General features: G+C 69.4%; 18 protein-coding genes. 12 read left to right on the top strand and 6 right to left on the bottom strand.

The window, feature by feature from the left end; translation table 11 throughout:
* Positions 1 to 11: 11 nt before the first annotated feature.
* Entirely contained in the window at positions 12 to 1,757 is a 1,746-nt protein-coding gene (locus AC6CH2_RS09745; protein WP_498269054.1) for an MFS transporter, read from the bottom strand.
* Between the two features lie 232 nt (positions 1,758 to 1,989).
* Between AC6CH2_RS09745 and AC6CH2_RS09740 the strand changes: the two genes are divergently transcribed.
* Complete coding sequence (locus AC6CH2_RS09740; RefSeq protein WP_498269053.1) at positions 1,990 to 3,711, top strand: serine hydrolase domain-containing protein; 1,722 nt, start codon at positions 1,990 to 1,992, stop codon at positions 3,709 to 3,711.
* 11 nt (positions 3,712 to 3,722) lie between these two features.
* On the opposite strand, the gene AC6CH2_RS09735 is transcribed toward AC6CH2_RS09740, so the two are convergent.
* On the bottom strand, positions 3,723 to 5,054 hold the full coding sequence (locus AC6CH2_RS09735; RefSeq protein WP_498269052.1) for an APC family permease: 1,332 nt from the start codon (positions 5,052 to 5,054) through the stop codon (positions 3,723 to 3,725).
* A 105-nt stretch (positions 5,055 to 5,159) separates the two neighbouring features.
* Positions 5,160 to 6,053: a LysR family transcriptional regulator gene (locus tag AC6CH2_RS09730; RefSeq protein WP_498269051.1), complete on the bottom strand. Its 894-nt coding sequence runs from the start codon at positions 6,051 to 6,053 to the stop codon at positions 5,160 to 5,162.
* 122 nt (positions 6,054 to 6,175) lie between these two features.
* Here AC6CH2_RS09730 and AC6CH2_RS09725 point away from each other — a divergent pair, with 122 nt between their 5' ends.
* From AC6CH2_RS09725 to AC6CH2_RS09715, 3 genes are all read left to right on the top strand, one after another.
* Positions 6,176 to 6,943, top strand: a complete 768-nt coding sequence (locus AC6CH2_RS09725; RefSeq protein WP_498269050.1) for a glucose 1-dehydrogenase — start codon at positions 6,176 to 6,178, stop codon at positions 6,941 to 6,943.
* A complete protein-coding gene (locus AC6CH2_RS09720) occupies positions 6,940 to 7,296 on the top strand; it encodes a RidA family protein (protein ID WP_498269049.1) in 357 nt (118 codons plus the stop codon). The genes AC6CH2_RS09725 and AC6CH2_RS09720 overlap by 4 nt, the downstream gene beginning before the upstream one ends.
* A 61-nt stretch (positions 7,297 to 7,357) precedes the next feature.
* Positions 7,358 to 8,350, top strand: a complete 993-nt coding sequence (locus AC6CH2_RS09715) for an aldo/keto reductase (protein ID WP_498269115.1) — start codon at positions 7,358 to 7,360, stop codon at positions 8,348 to 8,350.
* Positions 8,351 to 8,663: 313 nt separating this feature from the next.
* Here the strand turns inward: AC6CH2_RS09715 and AC6CH2_RS09710 are convergent, their stop codons facing one another.
* Positions 8,664 to 10,802: a TonB-dependent siderophore receptor gene (locus AC6CH2_RS09710; RefSeq protein WP_498269048.1), complete on the bottom strand. Its 2,139-nt coding sequence runs from the start codon at positions 10,800 to 10,802 to the stop codon at positions 8,664 to 8,666.
* Between the two features lie 340 nt (positions 10,803 to 11,142).
* Between AC6CH2_RS09710 and AC6CH2_RS09705 the strand changes: the two genes are divergently transcribed.
* The 5 genes from AC6CH2_RS09705 to AC6CH2_RS09685 all read left to right on the top strand — a co-directional run bounded on the left by AC6CH2_RS09705 (position 11,143) and on the right by AC6CH2_RS09685 (position 16,060).
* Positions 11,143 to 12,393: an amidohydrolase gene (locus AC6CH2_RS09705; RefSeq protein WP_498269114.1), complete on the top strand. Its 1,251-nt coding sequence runs from the start codon at positions 11,143 to 11,145 to the stop codon at positions 12,391 to 12,393.
* 272 nt (positions 12,394 to 12,665) lie between these two features.
* Positions 12,666 to 14,015, top strand: a complete 1,350-nt coding sequence (locus tag AC6CH2_RS09700) for an amidohydrolase (protein WP_498269047.1) — start codon at positions 12,666 to 12,668, stop codon at positions 14,013 to 14,015.
* A 226-nt stretch (positions 14,016 to 14,241) separates the two neighbouring features.
* Positions 14,242 to 15,054 carry an NADPH-dependent 7-cyano-7-deazaguanine reductase QueF gene (gene queF / locus AC6CH2_RS09695; RefSeq protein WP_498269046.1) on the top strand — a complete coding sequence of 271 codons (813 nt, stop codon included), beginning with the start codon at positions 14,242 to 14,244 and terminating at the stop codon, positions 15,052 to 15,054.
* 165 nt (positions 15,055 to 15,219) lie between these two features.
* The gene (locus AC6CH2_RS09690) at positions 15,220 to 15,522 is read left to right on the top strand and encodes a LysM peptidoglycan-binding domain-containing protein (RefSeq protein ID WP_435395221.1); all 303 of its coding nucleotides are present in this window, start codon (positions 15,220 to 15,222) and stop codon (positions 15,520 to 15,522) included.
* A gap of 52 nt (positions 15,523 to 15,574) precedes the next feature.
* The gene (locus tag AC6CH2_RS09685) at positions 15,575 to 16,060 is read left to right on the top strand and encodes a hypothetical protein (RefSeq protein WP_498269045.1); all 486 of its coding nucleotides are present in this window, start codon (positions 15,575 to 15,577) and stop codon (positions 16,058 to 16,060) included.
* A 180-nt stretch (positions 16,061 to 16,240) separates the two neighbouring features.
* On the opposite strand, the gene AC6CH2_RS09680 is transcribed toward AC6CH2_RS09685, so the two are convergent.
* Entirely contained in the window at positions 16,241 to 16,639 is a 399-nt protein-coding gene (locus AC6CH2_RS09680; protein ID WP_498269044.1) for a YchJ family protein, read from the bottom strand.
* 71 nt (positions 16,640 to 16,710) lie between these two features.
* Between AC6CH2_RS09680 and AC6CH2_RS09675 the strand changes: the two genes are divergently transcribed.
* Positions 16,711 to 17,418, top strand: coding sequence for a UPF0149 family protein (locus tag AC6CH2_RS09675; RefSeq protein ID WP_498269043.1), 708 nt, complete (start codon positions 16,711 to 16,713; stop codon positions 17,416 to 17,418).
* Positions 17,419 to 17,652: 234 nt separating this feature from the next.
* Positions 17,653 to 18,072 carry a YkgJ family cysteine cluster protein gene (locus AC6CH2_RS09670; protein WP_498269042.1) on the top strand — a complete coding sequence of 140 codons (420 nt, stop codon included), beginning with the start codon at positions 17,653 to 17,655 and terminating at the stop codon, positions 18,070 to 18,072.
* Here AC6CH2_RS09670 and AC6CH2_RS09665 read toward each other — a convergent pair.
* Positions 18,069 to 18,656: a hypothetical protein gene (locus AC6CH2_RS09665; protein WP_498269041.1), complete on the bottom strand. Its 588-nt coding sequence runs from the start codon at positions 18,654 to 18,656 to the stop codon at positions 18,069 to 18,071. The genes AC6CH2_RS09670 and AC6CH2_RS09665 overlap by 4 nt on opposite strands.
* A 242-nt stretch (positions 18,657 to 18,898) precedes the next feature.
* On the opposite strand from AC6CH2_RS09665, the gene icd reads away from it, so the two are divergent.
* Positions 18,899 to 20,227: an isocitrate dehydrogenase (NADP(+)) gene (gene icd / locus AC6CH2_RS09660; RefSeq protein WP_498269040.1), complete on the top strand. Its 1,329-nt coding sequence runs from the start codon at positions 18,899 to 18,901 to the stop codon at positions 20,225 to 20,227.
* Positions 20,228 to 20,371 lie beyond the last annotated feature (144 nt).

The raw sequence follows: 20,371 nt of genomic DNA, 5'->3' as shown, positions 1-20,371 counted from the left end.
CGTCCTTCGGCTCAGGCAGCGGGAATCGGGAAAGAAGGCGATGCGGCATCGCCCGGGCCGGCGCGTCCGTCGCGTGGCGCAGGCGGCGCCGCGGCGGGCGGGCCGAACGGCCCCGGCACCTGCGAGGCGAAACTGACCACGGTGTGGCCGCGCCGCCACAGATGCCACTTCAACAGCAGCACCCAGGCGAGCACGCCGAGCGCGAGCCAGGCCACCGCCAGGAACACGTCGTTGTAGGCCAGCACCCAGGACTCGCGCGCAACCTGCTGGCTCAGCGAGGTGAGCGCCTGGTTGCCGCGCGCGGCGCCGTCGCCGACCACGCGCGCGACCGCGCCGCCGAGTTGTTGGGTGCGCAGCACCACTTGCGGGTCGCCGAGGGTCAGCGACTGGGTCAGATGCTGGTAATGCGCGGTCTGGCGCTGGCTCAGATAGGTACCCAACACCGCCGAACCGAGCAGGCCGCCGAGTGCGTTGGTGGTGCTGAACAAGACGATGAAGGTGACCAGGTTGCGCACGCCGTCGGCGACCACCCGCACCAGGGCGAGCAGGATCGAACTGGCCAGGAACATCGAGGCGGCCATCGCGATCAGGGTCTGGGTCAGGTAGAAGTTCGCCGGCCGGGTGAGGTTGGTCGCGTACGAATCGAACCAGGCGCAGACGCCGACCAGGCCGACCGCGATCAGACCGAGCATGTCGAAACGCCGGCCCGGCAGGAACGGCAGGGTGATGACGAAACCGGCGACGGTGCCGGCCAGCACCAGCCAGAACAGGGTATGCATCTGTTCGTTGTTGAGGCCGAGCACGTTGAGCAGGCCGACCGCGCCGACCGATTGCTCCGACAGCACCATGCGCGAGAGCACGATCGCCAGGCCCAGCCTGACCATGTAGCCGCCGTGCAACAGCCAGCGGATGTTGACCATCGGCTTGGCACGGTTCATCTCGATCACCACGAACAAGGCGCCGCACACCACCGCTGCGACCAGGCATTCGCCGAGCCAGGGCGTGTCCAGCCACCAACGCAGCCGGCCCTGGGTCAGCACCACGCACAGCAGGGCGATGGCCGAGGCGTAGAGCGGAAAGCTGGCGATGTCGAGCCGGTCGAACATCGGCTGGCGCGGCACCGGGGTGACCCGCAGCAGGTTGATCGCGGCCAGGCAGGCCAGGGCCAGGCCGAGTTCGAACACCACGATGCCGTGCCACTGGGCGTTGAGCAGCAAGCGCTCGGCGATGATCCGCGAGATCGGCGCGCCGGTCTGCAGCGCGGCGAAACCGAACATCAGCCCCAGCACCTTCTTCGGCCCGGTGAAGACCTCGGCCATGTACAGCACGGTCAGCGAACTCAGCGGCGCCGCGGCGATGCCCAGCGCGGCGCGCGCGGCGATCGCCGAGTCGAGATCGTTGGCCAGCAGGTGCACCACCGCGGCGACCACGAACAGACCGATACCGAGGTCGGCGAACAGGCGCAGGCCGTAGTGCAGGCGGAACTTGGTCAGCAGCAGGCTGGCCGGGATGTTGGTGGCGAAGTAGGCGGTGATCAGCCAGGTCGCCTCGGCGCTGGTCGCGCCGAGCGCGCCCTGCACCTGCTGCAGGTTCGAGGCCACCAGGTTCATGCCCAGGCTCTGGGTCAGGCCGAGCAGCAGCGAGATCGAAACGAAGCCGGCGACGCGCCAGCGCGACATCGGCTCCGGCGCGCCGGGCGGCCCGGCCGGCGGCGCGGAGTCGGAAGGCGAGGCGGCGGTGGCGGAGGTGCTGGCCATGGATCGAGGCGCGCGGCTCCCGCTGGTTCGTTGCAGCCGCTAGTAGGCAACAGGCGGCGGTCAAGGATCAAGCGCGCGGCCTGCGAATGGCGCCATGGTGGCTAACGCGTTGTGTGCGTCGCGTCTAAGCCTGCGGACGCCAGCGCGACGACCATGCCGGCGAGCCGGGCCGCAACGCCCGGCGTATCGCAGAACGGGGCACGCCGCTGCGCAACGACCGAGGACCCGCTGCATGATCACCGCCGCTCCGGCCCCAAACCACGCCCTACCCCTGCTGGCGCTCGCGATGACGCTCGCGACCGCGCATGCCGCAGCGCCGGTCGCCGCGGACCGCGCCGCGCTCGAAACCGCCACCGACGCGATCTTCGCACCGTGGAACCGCCGCGATACGCCGGGCTGCGCGGTGGCGGTGTATCGCGACGGCGCGATCGCGTTCCAGCGCGGCTACGGCATGGCCAGCCTCGAACTCGGGGTGCCGATCGGCCCGGACAGCGTGTTCGACATCGGCTCGACCTCCAAGCAGTTCACCGCCGCCAGCGTGTTGCTGCTCGCCCGGGACGGCAAGCTTTCGCTCGACGACGACATCCGCATTCACCTGCCGGAGATGCCCGACTACGGCCGCAGGATCACGATCCGTCATCTGCTCGAGCACACCAGCGGCCTGCGCGACTACATCGCCCTGCTGATCCTCGGCGGCACGGTCTTCGACGACCAGGCCACCGACGCGCAGACCCTGGACGCGATCGTGCGCCAGCGCGCGCTCGACTTCGCGCCCGGCAGCGAACACCTTTACAGCAACACCGGCTATTTCCTCGCCGGCCGGATCGTCGAACGCGTGTCCGGCCTGTCCCTGCCCGCGTTCGCGCAGGCGCGCATCTTCGCCCCGCTCGGCATGCGCGACACCCGATTCCGCCGCGACCACGCCGAACTCGTGCCCGGCCGCGCGATGGCCTACGCGCGCGCCGAGGCCTCCCCAGACGCGCGGCCTGGCGACGGCGCCATGGCGTACCGGCTCGATCAGCCGAACTGGGACCAGGTCGGCGACGGTTCGGTGCACACCACCATCGGCGACCTGCTGCGCTGGGACCGCAACTTCTACGCGCCCACGGTCGGCAGCGCGGCGATGCTCGCGCAGATGCAGCAGCCCGGCACGCTCGCCGACGGCAGGCGCATCGACTACGGGCTCGGCCTGAAGATGGGCGAGTACCGCGGCATGACCACGGTGCGTCATGGCGGCGCCTGGGGCGGGTATCGCGCCGAACTGCTGCGTTTTCCGCAACGGCACCTGAGCGTCGCCGTCTTGTGCAATTTCGCCGAGGCGCAGCCGCAGCGTTGGTCCGAGCGCGTCGCCGAGCTGTGGCTCGGCCTGCCGCCTTCGCCGTCGCGAGCGCGCGCCGACCCACAACGCGAGCCGGTGCGCCCGAGCCCCGCGCAGCTGCAACGATGGAGCGGCGTCTATCGCCAGGCCGGAAGCGGCGAGCTGCGCAGGATCGTTCACGCCGACGGCCGGCTGTCGCTGCGTCACTTCGACGACGAATTCGCGCTGCGCCCGGTAAGCGGCACCGAGTTCGAACTGAGCGCGCCTTCGCCTGCCACGCTGCGCTTCCATGAAGGCAGCGGCGAACGCCCGCGCCGAATGAGCGTGAACACCGACGGCCACACCCGGGACTACTTCGCCATCGACCTCGCCGTGCCCACGCCCGCCGAGCTGCAGGCCTATGCCGGCCGCTACCGCTGCGGCGAGCTCGGCCGCGACTACGAATTCGCACTCGTCGACGGCGCCCTGCGGCAACTCGACCCGCGTTTCCCCGCCGTCGCCCTGGAACCGCTGGAGCGCGATCGCTTCGCCCAAGGCCTGTTGGGCTATCGCTTCCATCGCGGTACCGACGGCCGCATCGACCGCGTATCGCTCGACGCCGGCCACGTGCGCGATCTCGGCTGCACGCGGTTGTAGCGGCGGCGCCCTCAACCGCGCCGGCGCAGCCTCCGCAACACGCCGTACAGCGCGACCAGCAGCACCAGCGAGGCGGCGATCGCGGTCCATTGCGCGCGCGTCATCGTCGCCAGGATCGCCGCCATCGTCAGCACCGCGAGCGACGGCATGGTCCAGGCGCCGCCCGGCATCACGAAGGGCTCGCCGGGGCCGCGCAGGTCGAGCGCCTGGGCGCGCCAGGCGGCGATCGACACCGCCGCGAACAACAGGCAGATGGCGCCGCCGGAAATTAGGGCCAGAGTTTCGAAGTTGCCGATCCAGGCCAGCGCCAGGGCGATGCCGGCGTGCGCGGCGAGCGCCGCCCGCGGCACGTGGTGCCTGGCGTCGACCCTGCCGAAGGCCTGCGGCAGGTAGCCGTCGCGGCCCAGCGCGAACAACAGGCGCGACGATGCGAACAGATTGCCCATCAGGAAGCCGGTCATCGAGACCCCGGCGGTGAGCAGCAACAGGCCGTGGCCGGGCGACCAGATCGCGCCGGCGGCATCGGCGATCGGCGCGGTGCTCGCGGCGAGCCGCGCGCCGAGCACGCCCTGGCAAACCACCTGGATGCCGACGTAGAGCAGCACCACCACCACGATCGCCGACAAGGTCGCGCGCGGCACGTGCCGCGAGGGATCGCGCACTTCGCCGGTCGGCACCAGCGCGGTCTCCATCCCGGAGTAGGCGAACACCACCAGCACCATCGACGAGCCGAGCGCGCTCCACGACGGCACCTCGCTCCAGCCGACCTGCTGCCAGTCGACGAAGTACAGGCCGAGCGTCGCCAGCAGGAACAGCGGGGCGAGTTTCAGGGTCGCCAGCAGCACGATCATGCGCGCGCCCAGGCGCACGCCGAAGGCATTGAGCGCGAACAGGAGGGCATAGACCGCAGCGATGAAGACGCCGCGCGGCAGCGGCTCGCGCAATACCGCCCAGGCATTGCCGGCCTGTTCGGCCAGGGCCGCGGCGACGCCGGCGCTGGAGGCGGTGTTGCAGATCCACATCAAGGCGCCGGCGAGGAAACCCGCGAACGGGCCGAACACCGCGCCGACATAGGTGTAGGGTCCGCCGGTCGCGGCGGCGCGGCTGCCGATGGCCGAGAAGCACAGCGCGATCGGCACGATCGCGATCGCGCCGGCGACGAACACCAGCGGCGCGCTGACGCCCATGCGCCCGGACAGCAGCGCCGGCAGCATGAAGATGCCGGCGCCGACGATGATGTTGATGATCGAGGCGCCGAGCTGGAACGGGCCCAGCGCGCGTACCAGCGCGGCGTCGCCTTGCAGGGTCTTGGAGGAAGCGGCGGGCGCGGCGGCGGCGGTCATGGCGGGTCCCGGACGGGTCGCCGCAGCCTCGCACGGGCCGCGGCGAAAGGCGAGCGGAAGCGGCCGAGGCGAGATCGCCTGCGGGCGGCCGGAAGGCTGGCGCTGTCAGCTGCCCTCGCGCAGGAAATCCACGAACACGCGCAGCTTGGTCGGCAGTTGTTTGCGCGCCGGGTAGTAGAGGTAAAAGCCCGGGAACGCCGGCGTGTATTCGTCGAGCACCTGCACCAACTGTCCGCTGCGCAGGTCCTCGACCAACATCGACTCGAAGGCCTGCATCAGGCCGAGGCCGGCGCGGACCATGTTCAGGGCCAGGGTGCTGTCGTTGAAGATCAGGCGACCGGCGACGTCGACTTCGTAATCGCGGCCGTCGCGGGTGAACTCCCAGGCCATCAGCCGGCCGCTGCCGGGCAGGCGATGGCGCAGGCAGTCGTGGTCCACCAGGTCCTCCGGCGTGCGCGGGCGCGGCCGTTGCCCGAAGTAAGCCGGCGACCCGACCACGATCTGCCGCTGCGGGCCGGCGAGCGGCAGCGCCACCATGTCCTTGGCCAGGCATTCGCCGAGGCGGATGCCGGCGTCGAAACCACCCGCGACCAGGTCGGCGAGGGTGTCGTCGGCGAACACCTCGACCTGCAGTTCGGGATAACGGGCGAGAAACGCCGGCAGCTTCGGTTCGATCAGCAAACGCGCGGCGACCCGGCCGGTGTTGATGCGCAGGCGACCGGTCGGGCGGTCGCGAACCGCGTTGAGGTCGTCGAACGCGGCCTCGATCTGGGCCAGCCCCGGCCCGATCTGTTCGAGGAAACGCGCGCCGTGTTCGGTCAGGCCGACCCGGCGCGTGGTGCGGTTGAGCAGGCGCACGCCGAGCTTGGCCTCCAGGGTGCGTACGGTCTGCGACAACGCCGACGGCGACAGCTCCAGCTCGGCCGCGGCGCGGGTGAAGCTTTCGTGGTGGGCCACCCGGGCGAAAGCGATGACGGCGGGCAGCGGATGCGAGGCCATGCGGGGCACCGTTGATTATGAAGTGATGCTTCAAGAGCTATTCGGATAATCCCTGTTTTTTGACCAATCCGCCAGGGCTATCGTGGTCACCATCCCGCTCCCACCCGTCTCAGGACATCACGATGAGCCTCTCCAGCTTCGCACTCGACGGCAAGATCGCCTTGGTGACCGGCGCCTCGTCCGGCATCGGCGCCGCCACCGCCCGCGCCTTCGCGCGCGAAGGCGCGACCGTGATCCTGGCCGCGCGCCGCAGCGCCGACGGCGAGGCCATCGCCGCCTCGATCCGCGCCGACGGCGGCCGCGCCGAGTTCGTCCGGGCCGACGTCACCCGCGAGGACGACCTGATCGCGTTGGTCGATCACGCCGTCGCCGGTTACGGCCGCCTCGACATCGCCTTCAACAACGCCGGCACCGAAGGCCGTTTCTCGCCGTACCTCGAACAGGACAACGACAGCTTCGAGCTGATCATGAACACCAATGTGCGCAGCGTGTTCTGGGCGATGAAACATCAGATCGCGGCAATGCTGAAGACCGGCGGCGGCGCGATCGTCAACAACGCTTCGATCGGCGCGCTGATCGGCTTCCAGAACGCCGCGGTTTACGTCGCCAGCAAGCACGCGGTGATGGGGCTGACCAAGACCGCCGCACTCGAATTCTTCACCCGCGGCGTACGCATCAACGCGGTCTGCCCCGGCATCATCGACACGCCGTTCCAGGACCGGGTCTGGGGCGACGAAGCCAGCAAGCGGGCCTTCGCCGATGCCACCGTCGCCGGGCGCAGCGGCAGTTCCGACGAAGTCGCCGACGCGGTGCTGTTCCTCGCCTCGCAACGCGCCAGCTTCTTCAGCGGCCAGGGCCTGGTGATGGACGGCGGTTACGTCGCCCAGTGACTGTCTTGCACATCCCGGTCCGCAGCGCCGCCGTGCCGCAACGCATCGACTACCCGCACCTGCCGGCCCCGTCCGGTCCCTACGCGCACGCCGTACGCCATGGCGCGAGCTTGTACCTGTCGGGGCTGACCGCGGCGGGTCTCGACGAGGAACACGCCGACGCCGCGGCGCAGACCCGCGCCGTGCTGCGCCAGATCGAGGACGTTCTGGCCCACGAGGACCTGGGCTGGGAGGCGCTGGTCAAGGTCGGCGTGTTCGTCACCGACCTGGCCGACCTCGCCGCGGTCCGCGCCGCGCTCGGCGAGGCCTACGGCGAAACCCCGCCGGCGGTGCTCGCCCTCGGCTTGCGCTGAAGCGCTTTCGCCGCACGTTTCTTCCCCCATTCGCAAAGGATTCCGCATGAACGCCAACGTCATCCCGACCCGCCGCCTCGGCCGCAACGGCCCCACCGTTTCCGCACTCGGCCTGGGCTGCATGGGCATGAGCTTCGCCTACGGCGACGCCGACGAGAGCGAATCGCTCGCCACCCTCGACCGCGCCCTCGAACTCGGCGTGACCCTGCTCGACACCGCCGACATGTACGGCCCGCACACCAACGAGCGTCTGCTGGGCAAAGCCCTGCGGGGCCGTCGCGACCGAGTGTTCCTGGCGACCAAGTTCGGCATCGTGTTCGACCCCGGCCGTCCCGAGCTGCGCGGCATCAACGGCCGCCCCGAGTACGTGCGCAGCTCGATCGAAGGCAGCCTGCAGCGCCTGGGTACCGACCATATCGACCTGTATTACCAGCACCGCATCGATGCCGAAGTGCCGATCGAGGACACCGTCGGCGCGATGGCCGAGCTCGTCCAGCAGGGCAAGGTACGTTATCTCGGCCTGTCCGAACCCTCGGCGCAGACCTTGCAGCGCGCGCATGCCGTGCACCCGATCACCGCGGTGCAGAGCGAATACTCGCTGTGGACGCGCGACCCCGAACACGACGGCGTGCTCGCGACTTGCGAACGCCTCGGCATCGGCTTCGTCCCGTACAGCCCGCTCGGCCGCGGTTTTCTGACCGGGAACATCGCCAGCCCCAGCGAACTGCAGGACGACGACTTCCGCCTGTCGACCCCGCGCTTCCAGGGCGACAACTTCGTCCGCAACCTGGCACTGGCCGAGCAAGTGAAGCGGATGGCCGCGGACAAGGGCTGCACGCCGGCGCAACTGGCGCTCGCCTGGGTGCTGGCGCAGGGCGAGCACATCGTGCCGATCCCCGGCACCAAGCGCCGCAAGTACCTGGAAGACAACCTCGGCGCCTTGCGACTGGCCTTGTCGCCCGACGAACTCGCCGCGCTCGACGCCGTGTTCCAGCCGGACGCGGTCGCCGGCGACCGCTACACCGCGGTCGGCATGTCCTTGATCGGGCGCTGAGGTTCGATGAGGGCGTTCGACGACGAGCGCATTCGATGGCGGACGCGCGATCCATCGCCCTCGGTGCCGAAGCGCGTGATGTATTGCCCCCCTTTGACAAAGGGGGCGAGCGCCCTGCGCAAGCTTGAGGTCCGAGCGGGTCGCGGCGGGGTATTTGCTCTTCAACGCGATGCTTCAGGTGAAGCAAAGTTGAAGCAGATCCCCGCCCCCTTTCAAAGGAGAGGACAGCGAAAGCAAAGCCGGTTCCGGGTAGGATTCGGTCGACCGGTACGGCGGGACCCTCGACGATCGCTCGATCGACTACCCGAAACGATCACCACTGGTAGCGCGCCGTCGCCGTCACCGTGCGCGGGTAGCCGTAGTAGCACCAGGCCGCGCTGTTGCAGACGCTGACGTATTCCTTGTCGGTGAGGTTGCTGGCGTTGAGCTGGAAGCGCCAGTTCTGCGCGTCGTAGCGCAGCGAGGCGTCGAACACGGTATACGACGGCGTCTTCCACTGGTTGTAGGTGTCGCCGTAGTGCTCGCCGGTGTAACGCACGCCGGCGCCGAAACCCAGGCCCGACAGCGGGCCGTAGGCGATGGCGTAGTCGGCGCCCAGCGAGGCGAGGTTGCGCGGTTGCAAGGCGATCTGCCGGCCGAGCGCGGCGGCGTCGTTGGTCCGGGTCACTTCGCTGTCGGTATAGGTGTAGGCGCCGTACAGGCTCAAGCCGTTGCGCAGGTTCCAGCGGCCTTCGAGCTCGGCGCCGCGCACCCGGGTCCGGCCCTGCTGCACCGAGAACAAGGTGTGGTTCGGGTCGACCGTCAGGGTGTTTTGCTGCTTGATCTCATACACCGCCAGGGTCGCCAGCGCGCGGCCGCTCGCCGGCTGGAACTTCAATCCGGCCTCGATCTGTTCGCCGGTGGTCGGCTTGAACGACTGCCCGGCGAAGTCCACGCCGACGGTCGGCTCGAACGATTGCGACCAGGCCAGGTACGGCGCCCAACCCGAATCGAACACATAGTTGACGCCGAGGCGGCCGGAGAAGCGGCTGTCGCTCTGGCGCTCGCGCGCGACCGGCACGGCCAGCCGCTGATCGGTGCGGGTGCGCACGCGGTCCTGGCGTCCGGCGGCGGTGATCACCCAGCGGTCGATCTTGATCTGGTCCTGCAGGTAAAGCCCGAGTTGCTGCTGGGTCTTGTCCTGGCGCGAGGTGTAGGCCGGCTTGACGATCGGCGCGCCGTAGACCGGGGCGAAGATGTCCAGCGACGGCGCGCCGAAGGCGAAGGCCGAGGCGTAGTCGCTGTCGAGCCGGCGGTAGTCGATGCCGGCCAGCACGGTGTGGCGCCAGGCGCCGGCGTCGAGATTCCACTGCAGGTTGTTGTCGACCGCGAACGAGGTCGATTCCTCTTCGAGCGGAAAGTAGTAGCGCGTCAGCGTGCGCTGATCGGCCTGCAGGCCGAACGCGCCGACGCCGGCATCGTGGTCGACTTCGACCTTGCCGTAGCGCAGGTTCTGGCGGAACTCGAGCGCGTCGCCGAAGCGATGGCCGAATTCGTAGCCGACCGAGGTCATGGTCTTGAGGTAGTCGTTCCAGCCCGGTTCGCCGGTGTAGCGACGGCTCGGGATCTTGCCGTTCGGGTTCGGCAGCAAGGTGCCGGCCGCGGGCAGGAAGCCGCCGCCCTGGGCCGTGTCGGCCTTCTGATAACGCGCGAGCCAGGTCAGCGAGGTGGCTTCGCTCGGCTTCCAGGTCAGCGCCGGAGCGAGGTAGTAGCGATCGTCGTGGACGTGGTCGACGTGGTTGTCGCTGTTGCGCGCCAGGCCGGTCAGCCGGTAGGTCCAGCGGCCGCCGTCGCCGAGCGGGCCGCCGAAGTCGAACGCAGCCTGGCGCAGATCGTAGTTGCCGACGGTGACTTCGACTTCGCGCAACGGTTCGTCGACCGGGCGCTTGCTGACCATGTTGACCAGGCCGCCCGGCGGCATCGCCCCGTACGACACCGACGACGGCCCCTTCAGCACTTCCAGCCGCTCCAGGCCATAGGGCTCGATGCGGGTGCCGCCGGTCCAGACGCCGTCGGTCAAGGCCAGCCCGTCCATGTAGCGCGCCGGGCTGAAACCGCGCACCAGCAGCCAGTCGCTGCGCGTGTCCTGGCCGTAGCCGCCGCCCTGCGCGCCGGCGGTGTACCAGACCGCCTCCTCGATGCCCTGGATGCCGCGATCGCGCATCTGCTGCGCGGTCACCACCGACACCGATTGCGGCACCTCGATCAGCGAGGTATCGGTCTTGGTCACGGTCTGGCTGCGCTTGGCGATCGGCGCACGCACCTGCACCTGATCGAGCGTGGTCGGATCGCTCGCGTCGTCGGCCTCGGCCGCCTGGACGGCGAATGCGCCGAGCAGCAGCGGCAGGCCGAACAGGGCCAGGCGAATCGCGTGCGGCAGCGCGGGCGGGTTGGATGCGGACGAAAACGGCATGGACGGGAGCCTGTAGAGAGGGCGAAAGCGGGGATCGGTGGGGTGTTGGAGCGCGCGCCGCGTCCCTGCGCGTCGTCGCTGGAATGGCGCGACGAACGCAACGCGACCGGGCGCCGGGTCCGGGCCGCCCGGGCGGCCACAGTCACAAACAATAATCATTCTCATTTTAGCGCGGCCGGGCGAGGGCGCAATGCGCAGGACTTGGCGCCGCCGTCCCGCCCAGGCAGGCTGCGTTACCTCTTCGTCGTCGAGAGCTCCGATGCGACTCGTTTCTCCGCGCGCCCTGAAGGTCGCCCTCGCCGCGGCCCTGTCCTGGCTGTCCTGCCTGTCCGCGCCCGCGATGGCGGCCGCGGCCGCCGAACCCGCGCAGGTCGCCCAGGCCGCGCAACGGGTGCGCGAGCAAGTCGTGGCCTGGCGCCGCGACATCCATCAGCACCCGGAACTCGGTCAGCACGAAGTCCGCACGGCGAAGCTCGTCGCCGACCAGTTGCGCAAGCTCGGGCTGCAGCCGCGCACCGGCATCGCCCACACCGGCGTGGCCGCCGTGCTCAAGGGCGGCAAGCCGGGGCCGCGCATCGCGATCCGCGCCGACATGGACGCCTTGCCGGTGACCGAGCCGGCCGGGCTGCCGTTCGCCTCGCAGGTCAAGGCCGATTACCGCGGCCAGCCGGTCGGGGTAATGCATGCCTGCGGGCACGACGCGCACGTCGCGATCCTGCTCGGCGTGGCCACCGCGCTGGCGGCGCAGAAGGAACAGTTGCCCGGCGAGGTGATGTTCGTGTTCCAGCCGGCCGAAGAAGGCCCGCCGGTGCCGGGCGCGCCGTTCGGTGCAGCCATGATGCTGAGCGAGGGCGTGTTCGAGCAGTTCAAGCCCGAGGCGGTATTCGGCCTGCACGTCTGGGCCGGCTTGAACGTCGGCGAGGTCGGCTACCGCAGCGGGCCGATGCTCGCGAGCGCGGACGAATGGAGCCTGACCGTGCGCGGCAAGCAGACCCACGGTTCGCGGCCCTGGGACGGCGTCGACCCGATCACCGTCGGCGCGCAGATCCTGCTCGCCAGCCAAAGCCTGATCGCGCGCCAGGTCAATATCGCCGCGACTCCGGTGGTGCTGACCGCGGGCCAGTTCAACGCCGGCGTGCGCTTCAACATCATCCCCGACGAAGCCCGGCTGGTCGGCACCTTGCGCACCTTCGATGCGGCGGTGCGCGAGGACGTGATCGCGCGCTTGCGCCGCACCGCCGAGGACTACGCCCACGCCGCCGGCGCCAACGCCGAGTTGCAGGTGGTCAACAACGCACCGGCCACCATCAACGATCCGGCGCTGACCCGGCGCGTGCTGCCGTCGCTGCAGCGCGCGGCCGGCGAGGCGCGGGTCAGGGAGTCGGCGATGGTGACGGTGGCCGAGGACTTCTCGCAGTTCGCCAACACCGTGCCGGGCTTCTATTTCTTCGTCGGTTCGACCGCGGCGGGCATCGACCCGGCCAAGGCGCCGATCAACCACTCGCCGCAATTCCTGCTCGACGAGGGCGCGCTGGAGGTCGGCACCCGGACGATGCTGCAGGTGGCGCTGGATTATCTGCACGGCGGCTAGAGCGCGCCTGCGCTTCGAACGGCAGGAGCGGCGCGGGCCGCGACCGCGGCATCGCGGTTACGAGTCAGCCGCGGCTGCGCGGTCGCGCCTTACGTCGCTCCTACAGGGGCTGCAACGTCGGGATCGGGACGACGGCGACTGCGTAACGGCGACATAGGCACGGTTCACGCCGCTCCTGCCATCGAGCCGGGCGCCGGCCGAACCGACCAAGGTCGCGCAGCCCCGCCGGCGGGCATGGGCTAGCATCGGGGCTTTCCTGCCGGAGTCCGTCGATGAAGCGTCCGCTGTCCGTCGCCCTGAGTTGCGTCCTGAGCTGCTCCGCCTTCGCGGCCCTTCCGCTCGCCGCCGCGGCGCAAACCGGCGCGCCCGCGGCCGAACGCCCCGAGGTGAAGTCCGCCGCCGCCCAGGTCAAGGCCGACGTGATCGCCTGGCGCCGCGACTTCCACCAGCATCCGGAGCTGTCCAACCGCGAGGAGCGCACCGCGGCCAAGGTCGCCGAGCACCTGCGCAAGCTCGGCCTCAAGCCGCGCACCGGCATCGCCCGCCACGGCGTGGTCGCGATCATCGAAGGCGGCAAACCGGGACCGAAGATCGCTCTGCGCGCCGACATGGACGCGCTGCCGGTGACCGAGCAGGTCGACCTGCCGTTCGCGTCCAAGGCCACCGCGAGCTTCCGCGGCGAGACCGTCGGGGTGATGCACGCCTGCGGCCACGACGCCCACACCGGCATCCTGCTCGGCATCGCCGACGCCCTGGTGGCGATGAAGAAAGACCTGCCGGGCCAGGTGATGCTGGTGTTCCAGCCGGCCGAGGAAGGCGCCCCCGCCGACGAGGAAGGCGGCGCCTCGCTGATGCTCAAGGACGGCTTGTTCAAGGACTTCAAGCCCGAGGCCATGTTCGGCCTGCACGTGTTCTCGACCCTGCAGGCCGGCCAGCTCGGCGTGCGCCAGGGCCCGCTGATGGCGGCGTCCGACCGGTTCACCATCAAGATCAAGGGCCGCCAGACCCACGGCTCGGCGCCTTGGGCGGGGGTCGACCCGATCGTCGCCGCCGCCGAGGTGATCGGCAGCGCCCAGACCATCGTCAGCCGCCGCACCAACATCGCCAAGCTGCCGGCGGTGGTGAGCTTCGGCGCGATCAAGGGCGGCATCCGCTACAACATCATTCCCGACGACGTCGAAATGATCGGCACCATCCGCACCTTCGACGAAGGCATGCGCCAGGCGATCTTCAAGGACCTCAAGAACGTCGCCGAGCATGTCGGCGCCGCCCACGGCGCCCACGCCGAGGCGACGGTGCCGGACCAGGACGGCAACCCGGTGACCTACAACGACCCGGCCCTCACCGCGCGCATGCTGCCGAGCCTGAAGGCCGTGGCCGGCGAGGCCAACGTGGTCGAAATGCCGCTGGTGATGGGCGCCGAGGATTTCTCGTATTACGCCAAGGAAGTGCCGGCGATGTTCTTCTTCGTCGGCGCGACCGCGCCGGGCATCGACCCCGCGACCGCGCCGAGCAACCATTCGCCGAAGTTCAAGCTCGACGAAACCTCGCTCGACGTCGGCCTGCGCGCGATGCTGCAGGTGACGCTGGACTATCTGCATGGGGCGAAGGCGGCCGGGTGAGGGCTCGCCAGGCCTGACTGCTGCTCCCTTCGACGAAGGGGGCAAGCGCCCGAAGTGGGTACGAGCCCGGAGTGGGCCTCGGCGCAGGAAACGCTGTTCGGCGCGATTCGCGGCAAAAGCAAAATCCCCTGCCCCTTTCCCGGTGGGGAACAGCAGAGTCAGCGGGGACAGCCCGATACGGCCGATCCTAACAAGGCCTGCCTGCGCCAGCGGCTAAAATGCCGGCATGACTTCCCATGACCTGCCCCTCGGCCGCCACGTTGACTATCCGCGCGAGTACGACGCCTCGCTGCTGTTTCCGATCGCCCGCTCGCTCGGCCGCGCCCACATCGGCCTGGCCGACGACGCCCTGCCCTTCGTCGGCATCGACCGCTGGCACGCCTACGAACTGAGCTGGCTCGATGCCCGCGGCAAGCCGCGCGTGGGCACCGCGACCCTGTCGGTGCCGGCGACTTCGCCGCAGTTGATCGAGTCCAAGTCGCTCAAGCTCTACCTCAATTCCTTCAACGCCACCCGTTTCGACGACGACGCCGCGGTGCTGTCGACCATCGCCCGCGACCTGTCGGCCGCGGCCGGCGCGCCGGTCGAGGTCGGGTTCGGCCTGCCGCCGATCGACGACGCCGACGGCGCCGAGTCGATCGACGAGCTCGAGGTCGCGATCGACGACTACGGCCCGCCGAACGCGGAGCACTTGGCCGCCGACGCCGGCGAGATCGTCGAGGAGACCCTCGGCAGCGCCTTGCTCAAGTCGAATTGCCCGGTCACCGGCCAACCGGACTGGGCCCGGGTGGTCATCGCCTATCGCGGCCCGAGGCTCGACCGCGCCGCGCTGCTGCGCTATCTGGTCTCGTTCCGCGACCACGCCGAGTTCCACGAGCAATGCGTCGAGCGCATCCATTCCGACCTCAGCCGCCGCTGTCGGCCGCAGTGGCTGTCGGTCGAGGCGCGCTACACCCGCCGCGGCGGGCTGGACATCAACCCCTGGCGCGGCAGTCCCGGCCTGGCCCGTCCGCGCGTCGGCCGCGACGAACGCCAGTGAGATGCGCGAGGCGGTGCCGTCAGGCCCCCGGGCCGGGCGGTCCGCCGTGCCGATCTGCGGAATCGCATTATTCAGTTTTGTAATGTGAGTTCACGCCGGCGCTATACATTTTTAACAACCGGCATGTCATGTTGCGCTCGCCACTTCGGCAGGAGCCCTCAACCCATGACTACCCCGGACAAGAAAGCCGATTTTTCCGATGTGACCACCAAAGTCGATACCACCGCGGAGAAAGTCGAGAAGGCCGACTTCTCCGACGTGACGGTGAACGTCGACACGACCGCGGAAAAAGTCGGCGAGCAGACCTATACGGTCGAAAAGGGCGACACCCTCTCGCACATCGCCAAACAGTTCTACGGCAAGGCGAGCAAGTGGAACGCGATCTTCGAGGCCAATCGCGATCAGCTCGACGATCCCGACAAGATCCAGCCCGGCCAGATCCTCAAGATTCCGACCGACAACGACTGATCCGTCGACTGCGCTTCGCCATCATCGCCATCGTCTTTCCAGGAGATCCATCATGTTGATCCGCAATCGTACGCATTACGCCGTTGCCGCCGCCCTCGTGGCCGCGCTGGCCCTGGCCGGCTGCAAGAAGAAGGAAGAACCGGTTGCGCCCACTCCGGCCGCGACCGAAACCCCGGCTCCGGCCCCGGTCGAACCCGCTCCGGCTCCGGCCGCGCTGAGCGTGACCTCGGTGAGCCTGGGCACCGCCGCCGGCCCGGACAAGAAGATCGCCGCGCCGACCACCAGCTTCAAGCCGACCGACAAGATCGTCGCCTCGGTCGCCACCGACGGCACCGCGACCAACGCCGCCGTCACCGCCAAGCTCGTCTACCAGGACGGCCAGACCGCCGGCGAGGACACCGAGACCCTCAACACCACCGGTGCCGAGACCACCAACTTCGAATTCGCCAAGGCCTCGCCGTGGCCGACCGGCAAGTACAAGGTCGAGATCAGCACCAACGGCGCCGTGGCCAACACCACCGAGCTCGAAGTCAAGTAACCGTCTCTCTCCGCCTCATGGGCGGGCAAGCCCGGGCGCGGCGTACTGCCGCGCCCTTTTTTTGTCCGCGCGATTCGCGAACGCCGACGGGCTGGGCGTGGAACGGCCCGCCACGGACTGCAGCGGCGAGTCCGCCCTTGAAAAGGGCCGGGAGGAATTTGCTCTGCTATCGCTCGCCGCTCATCCCGCCGGAAACTCCCCGTTCACGTACAGCCAGCACTCGTCGACGCGGACGAAGCGGCTGACCTCGTGCAGGCGCGCGGCCGAACCGCCGCCGACCCGGTAGCGGGCGACGAACTCCACCGTGGCCGCGTCCTCGCCGTCGCGGCGATGCCGCTTCACCTCCAGGCCCAGCCACCGCACCCCCGGCTCGAAATCGAGCTCGCCCGGGCAAGTATCGGGAGACCAACTGGCCCGCAGATACTCCAGGTCGCCCAGGACGTAGGCGCTGTAGCGCGAGCGCATCAGCGCCTCGGCCGAGTCGGCAGCGGCGCCGGCATGCAGCCGGCCGCAGCAGTCGGCATAACGGCGCGAGGGGTCGCAGGGGCAGGCGGCAGGCAGGGCGATACGAGCGGTCATGGCGATATTTTCGTCGCAAGCACGCCGCTGCGACTACCATTCGCGTCCTCTCCCCTGTCCCGAGCCCTGTCATGAAACCGCCTGCCTACCTCGACGACGAGCAGATCGAACGCCTGGCCGACCTGCTCGACCAGCGCGCCGTGCCCCACAAGGGCTTCAATCTGGAAGCGCTGGACGGCTTTCTGTCGGCCCTGGCGGTCAGTCCCGAACAGCCGCCGGCCGAGGAATGGCAGCCGGTGGTCTGGGGCGGCAAGGCGCCGCGCTGGAACGACCAGGGCGAGGCCGACGAGGTCCAGGCGCTGCTGCTCGGCCACTGGAACATGGTCAGCTCGCGCGTCCGCCACGGCGACGACGACCTGCCCGACCATCTGGCGCCGCTGCTGTGGCTGCCGGAAGAACCCGAGGCCGACGCCCCGGACGAGCTCGACGTCGGTCGCGACTGGGCCTTCGGCTTTTTTCGCGGCGTCGAGTTGCGCGAAGCGGCCTGGGACCGGTGGCTCGACGACAACGACTGGATGGACGAGATCTTCGGCCTGTTCGACCGCCTCGCCAGCGGCGAAGTGCTGGGCGAGGACCCGGCCACGCCGCCGGCCCCGATCAGCTACCGCGAGCGCCTGGAGATCGTCGCCGGCCTGCCGGGCATGCTGGCCGACCTGCACCACCACCGCATCGAGGCGCTGACCCCGCGCGAACCGCTGCGTCGCGTCGAAACTCCGGATCGCAACGATCCCTGTTCCTGCGGCAGCGGCAAGAAGTACAAGAAGTGCTGCGGCGCCTGATCGGCGCGCGCTGACACCCCACAGCTATCGCTGCGCCGCCCGGCGCAACGCCCGTTCGCCGGCACAGATCGCCATGCATCGCAGCCGGGTCGATCGCGTCGTTGCGGCCCGGTCGGTGTCGCGACCCGCTCATGCCGCCGGCTCGGCATGGGCTCGCGACATCGCCGGCAGCGCTTGCCGGCCGCGCCTGGGCCGATGAGAAAATGGCGCCGATCCCCTCGGTTCCGTTCGGCGATGTCGACCCACCCCTGCCTGCGTTGCGGCGCCTGCTGCGCCCACTTCCGCGTCGCCTTCCATTGGAGCGAGACCGACGCCCACCCCGACGGCCTCACGCCGTCGGCCGCGACCGAGCCCCTCGACCCGCACCGCGTGGTCATGCGCGGCACCTACGCCGGCCGCATCCATTGCCAATCCCTGCGCGGCGCCGTCGGCGCCGACGCCCAGTGCGGCATCTATCCGCTGCGCCCTTCGCCGTGCCGCGAACTGCATCCGGCCTGGGAAGACGGGCGGCCGAGTGCGCAATGCGACCGGGCGCGCGCGGCGTACGGCTTGCCGCCGCTATCGCCGAGGGATTGGCCGGCCAGCGCGCAGTGCGCCGCGGATGGCGGGCACACGAACGCGAACGCCGCCAGCGCGGCAGACGCCGCGCACTAGACCGGTCCCGGCCCGGCGAGGTCGGGACCGGACGCGGTCCAGGCCCTCAGCAAGGGTTCGCGGTAATCGGCGTCCTTCTCGTTCCATTGGACATAGCCGTTGGGCAAGTCGATGTGGAAGAAGCTCTCGTAGTAGTCCTCCTCGAGCGCCGCGTCGTCCCGGTCGCGGCCGAAGATCTTGGCCCGGACCGCGTGGGTCTCCAGCTCGATGTCTTCCTGCTGCAACGCGATCAGGGTGTAGGACTCGCCGGCCGCGGCCAGCCGATCATACGGCTCGATCGCATACAGCTCGGCCAGGGCGCCGATCAAGCGGTCGCTGGCCGCGCCGATCGACGACAGCACCAGGCCTTCGGCGTAGACGTGCTCCTGGCGCAGATGCATGTCGGCATCGAAGCCGGGGCCGATCCGTTTCACCAGCCGCGCCGCCAGCCCGACGATCTCGCCCTGGTGGCGCGCCGTCATGCGGAAGCAGTAGTGATCCGCGTCCGAGCGCAGGTCTTCGATCTTGAACGTGCAGTCGACGAAACCGTCTTCGCAGGCCTCGGTCAGTTCCGGCAGCGCCGAGTCGGTTTGCTCCGTTTGCATCGCAGTTCCTCTCATCGATGGTCCGAGCGATCGGCGCCTGCGCCGTTGTGGTTGAGCCGGGCCCGCCCGGGGCGAACCCGGGATGCATCATTCCACAGCTCGAAGGGCATATACCCGACCGGTCTTTGCCTCGCCCCGCCCGAACCGCGACAATGGCGGGCCGGATCGCAGCCGCACCGCTTTCCGCAAGGACCCTGCTCCGCCCCGTGCGCCAGCGCACGGCGGCCCCACTGGAGATCGTAATGACCGAGTTCGTAGCGACGCCGCCCGCAGGCGGCGCCAAGATCACCAAGACCCCGACCGGCCTCAACGTGCCGGACCGCCCGATCATCCCGTTCATCGAAGGCGACGGCACCGGCCCGGACATCTGGCGCGCTTCGGTGCGCGTGCTCGACGCCGCCGTCGCCAAGGCCTATGGCGGCCAGAAGAAGATCGAGTGGGTCGAGGTCTTCGCCGGCGAGAAGGCCAACAACACCTACGGCACCTGGCTGCCGGAAGGCACCGTGCAGGCTTGCCGCGACTACCTGGTCAGCATCAAGGGTCCGCTGACCACGCCGGTCGGCGGCGGTATCCGTTCGCTCAACGTCGCCCTGCGCCAGATGCTCGACCTGTACGTCTGCCTGCGCCCGGTGCGTTGGTTCGAGGGCGTGCCCTCGCCGGTGAAGAAGCCCGGCGACGTCGACATGGTGATCTTCCGCGAGAACACCGAGGACATCTATGCCGGCATCGAATGGGCCGGCGGCAGCGCCGACGCGCAGAAGGTGCTCGACTTCCTGATCAAGGAATTCCCGCAGGCCGCCGACAAGATCCGTTTCGGCACCGCCGAGAAGAACGCGGCGTGGCTGAAGGAAATGGAAGCCATCGGCGCTCCGGCGCGCGAGCTGCCGGTCGAAGTCGGCATCGGCATCAAGCCGGTCAGCCGCCTCGGCACCGAGCGCCTGGTGCACAGCGCGATCTCCTACGCGATCGAGAACAAGCGCAAGTCGGTGACCCTGGTCCACAAGGGCAACATCATGAAGTTCACCGAAGGCGGCTTCCGCGATTGGGGCTACCAGGTGGCGCGCGACTACTTCGGCGCGGTCGAACTCGACGGCGGCCCCTGGCACGTGATCCCGGAAGGCAAGCCGGGCGCGGGCCTGGTGATCAAGGACGCGATCGCCGACGCCTTCCTGCAGCAAATCCTGCTGCGCCCGAAGGAATACGACGTCTCGGCGACGCTGAACCTCAACGGCGACTACCTGTCCGACGCGCTCGCCGCGCAGGTCGGCGGCATCGGCATCGCTCCGGGCGCCAACATCAACTACGTGACCGGCCATGCCGTGTTCGAAGCGACCCATGGCACCGCGCCGAAGTACGCCGGCCTGGACAAGGTCAACCCGGGCTCGGTGATCCTGTCGGGCGAGATGATGCTGCGTTACCTGGGCTGGACCGAAGCGGCCGATGCGATCATCGCCGCGATGGACAAGGCGATCGCCAGCAAGCGCGTGACCTACGATTTCGCCCGTCTGATGGACGGCGCGACCGAGGTCAAGTGCTCGGAGTTCGCCGACGAGATCATCAAGCACCTGTAATCGGTGTCGTGACGACGATCGTGCAAAGGGCGCTTCGGCGCCCTTTGTTTTTCGTGGTTTTTACATGCGTCGCAAGTCGGCGCTCCCTGCTTGAGGGTAGGAGCGACGCAAGTCGCGACCGCGCAGGCTCGATCTCGCGACGTC

The sequence above is a fragment of the Lysobacter sp. GQ73 genome, assembly GCF_059758755.1.
The sequence above is the reverse complement of the archived record's forward strand: the minus strand, read 5'-3'. Positions and strand labels throughout refer to the sequence as shown.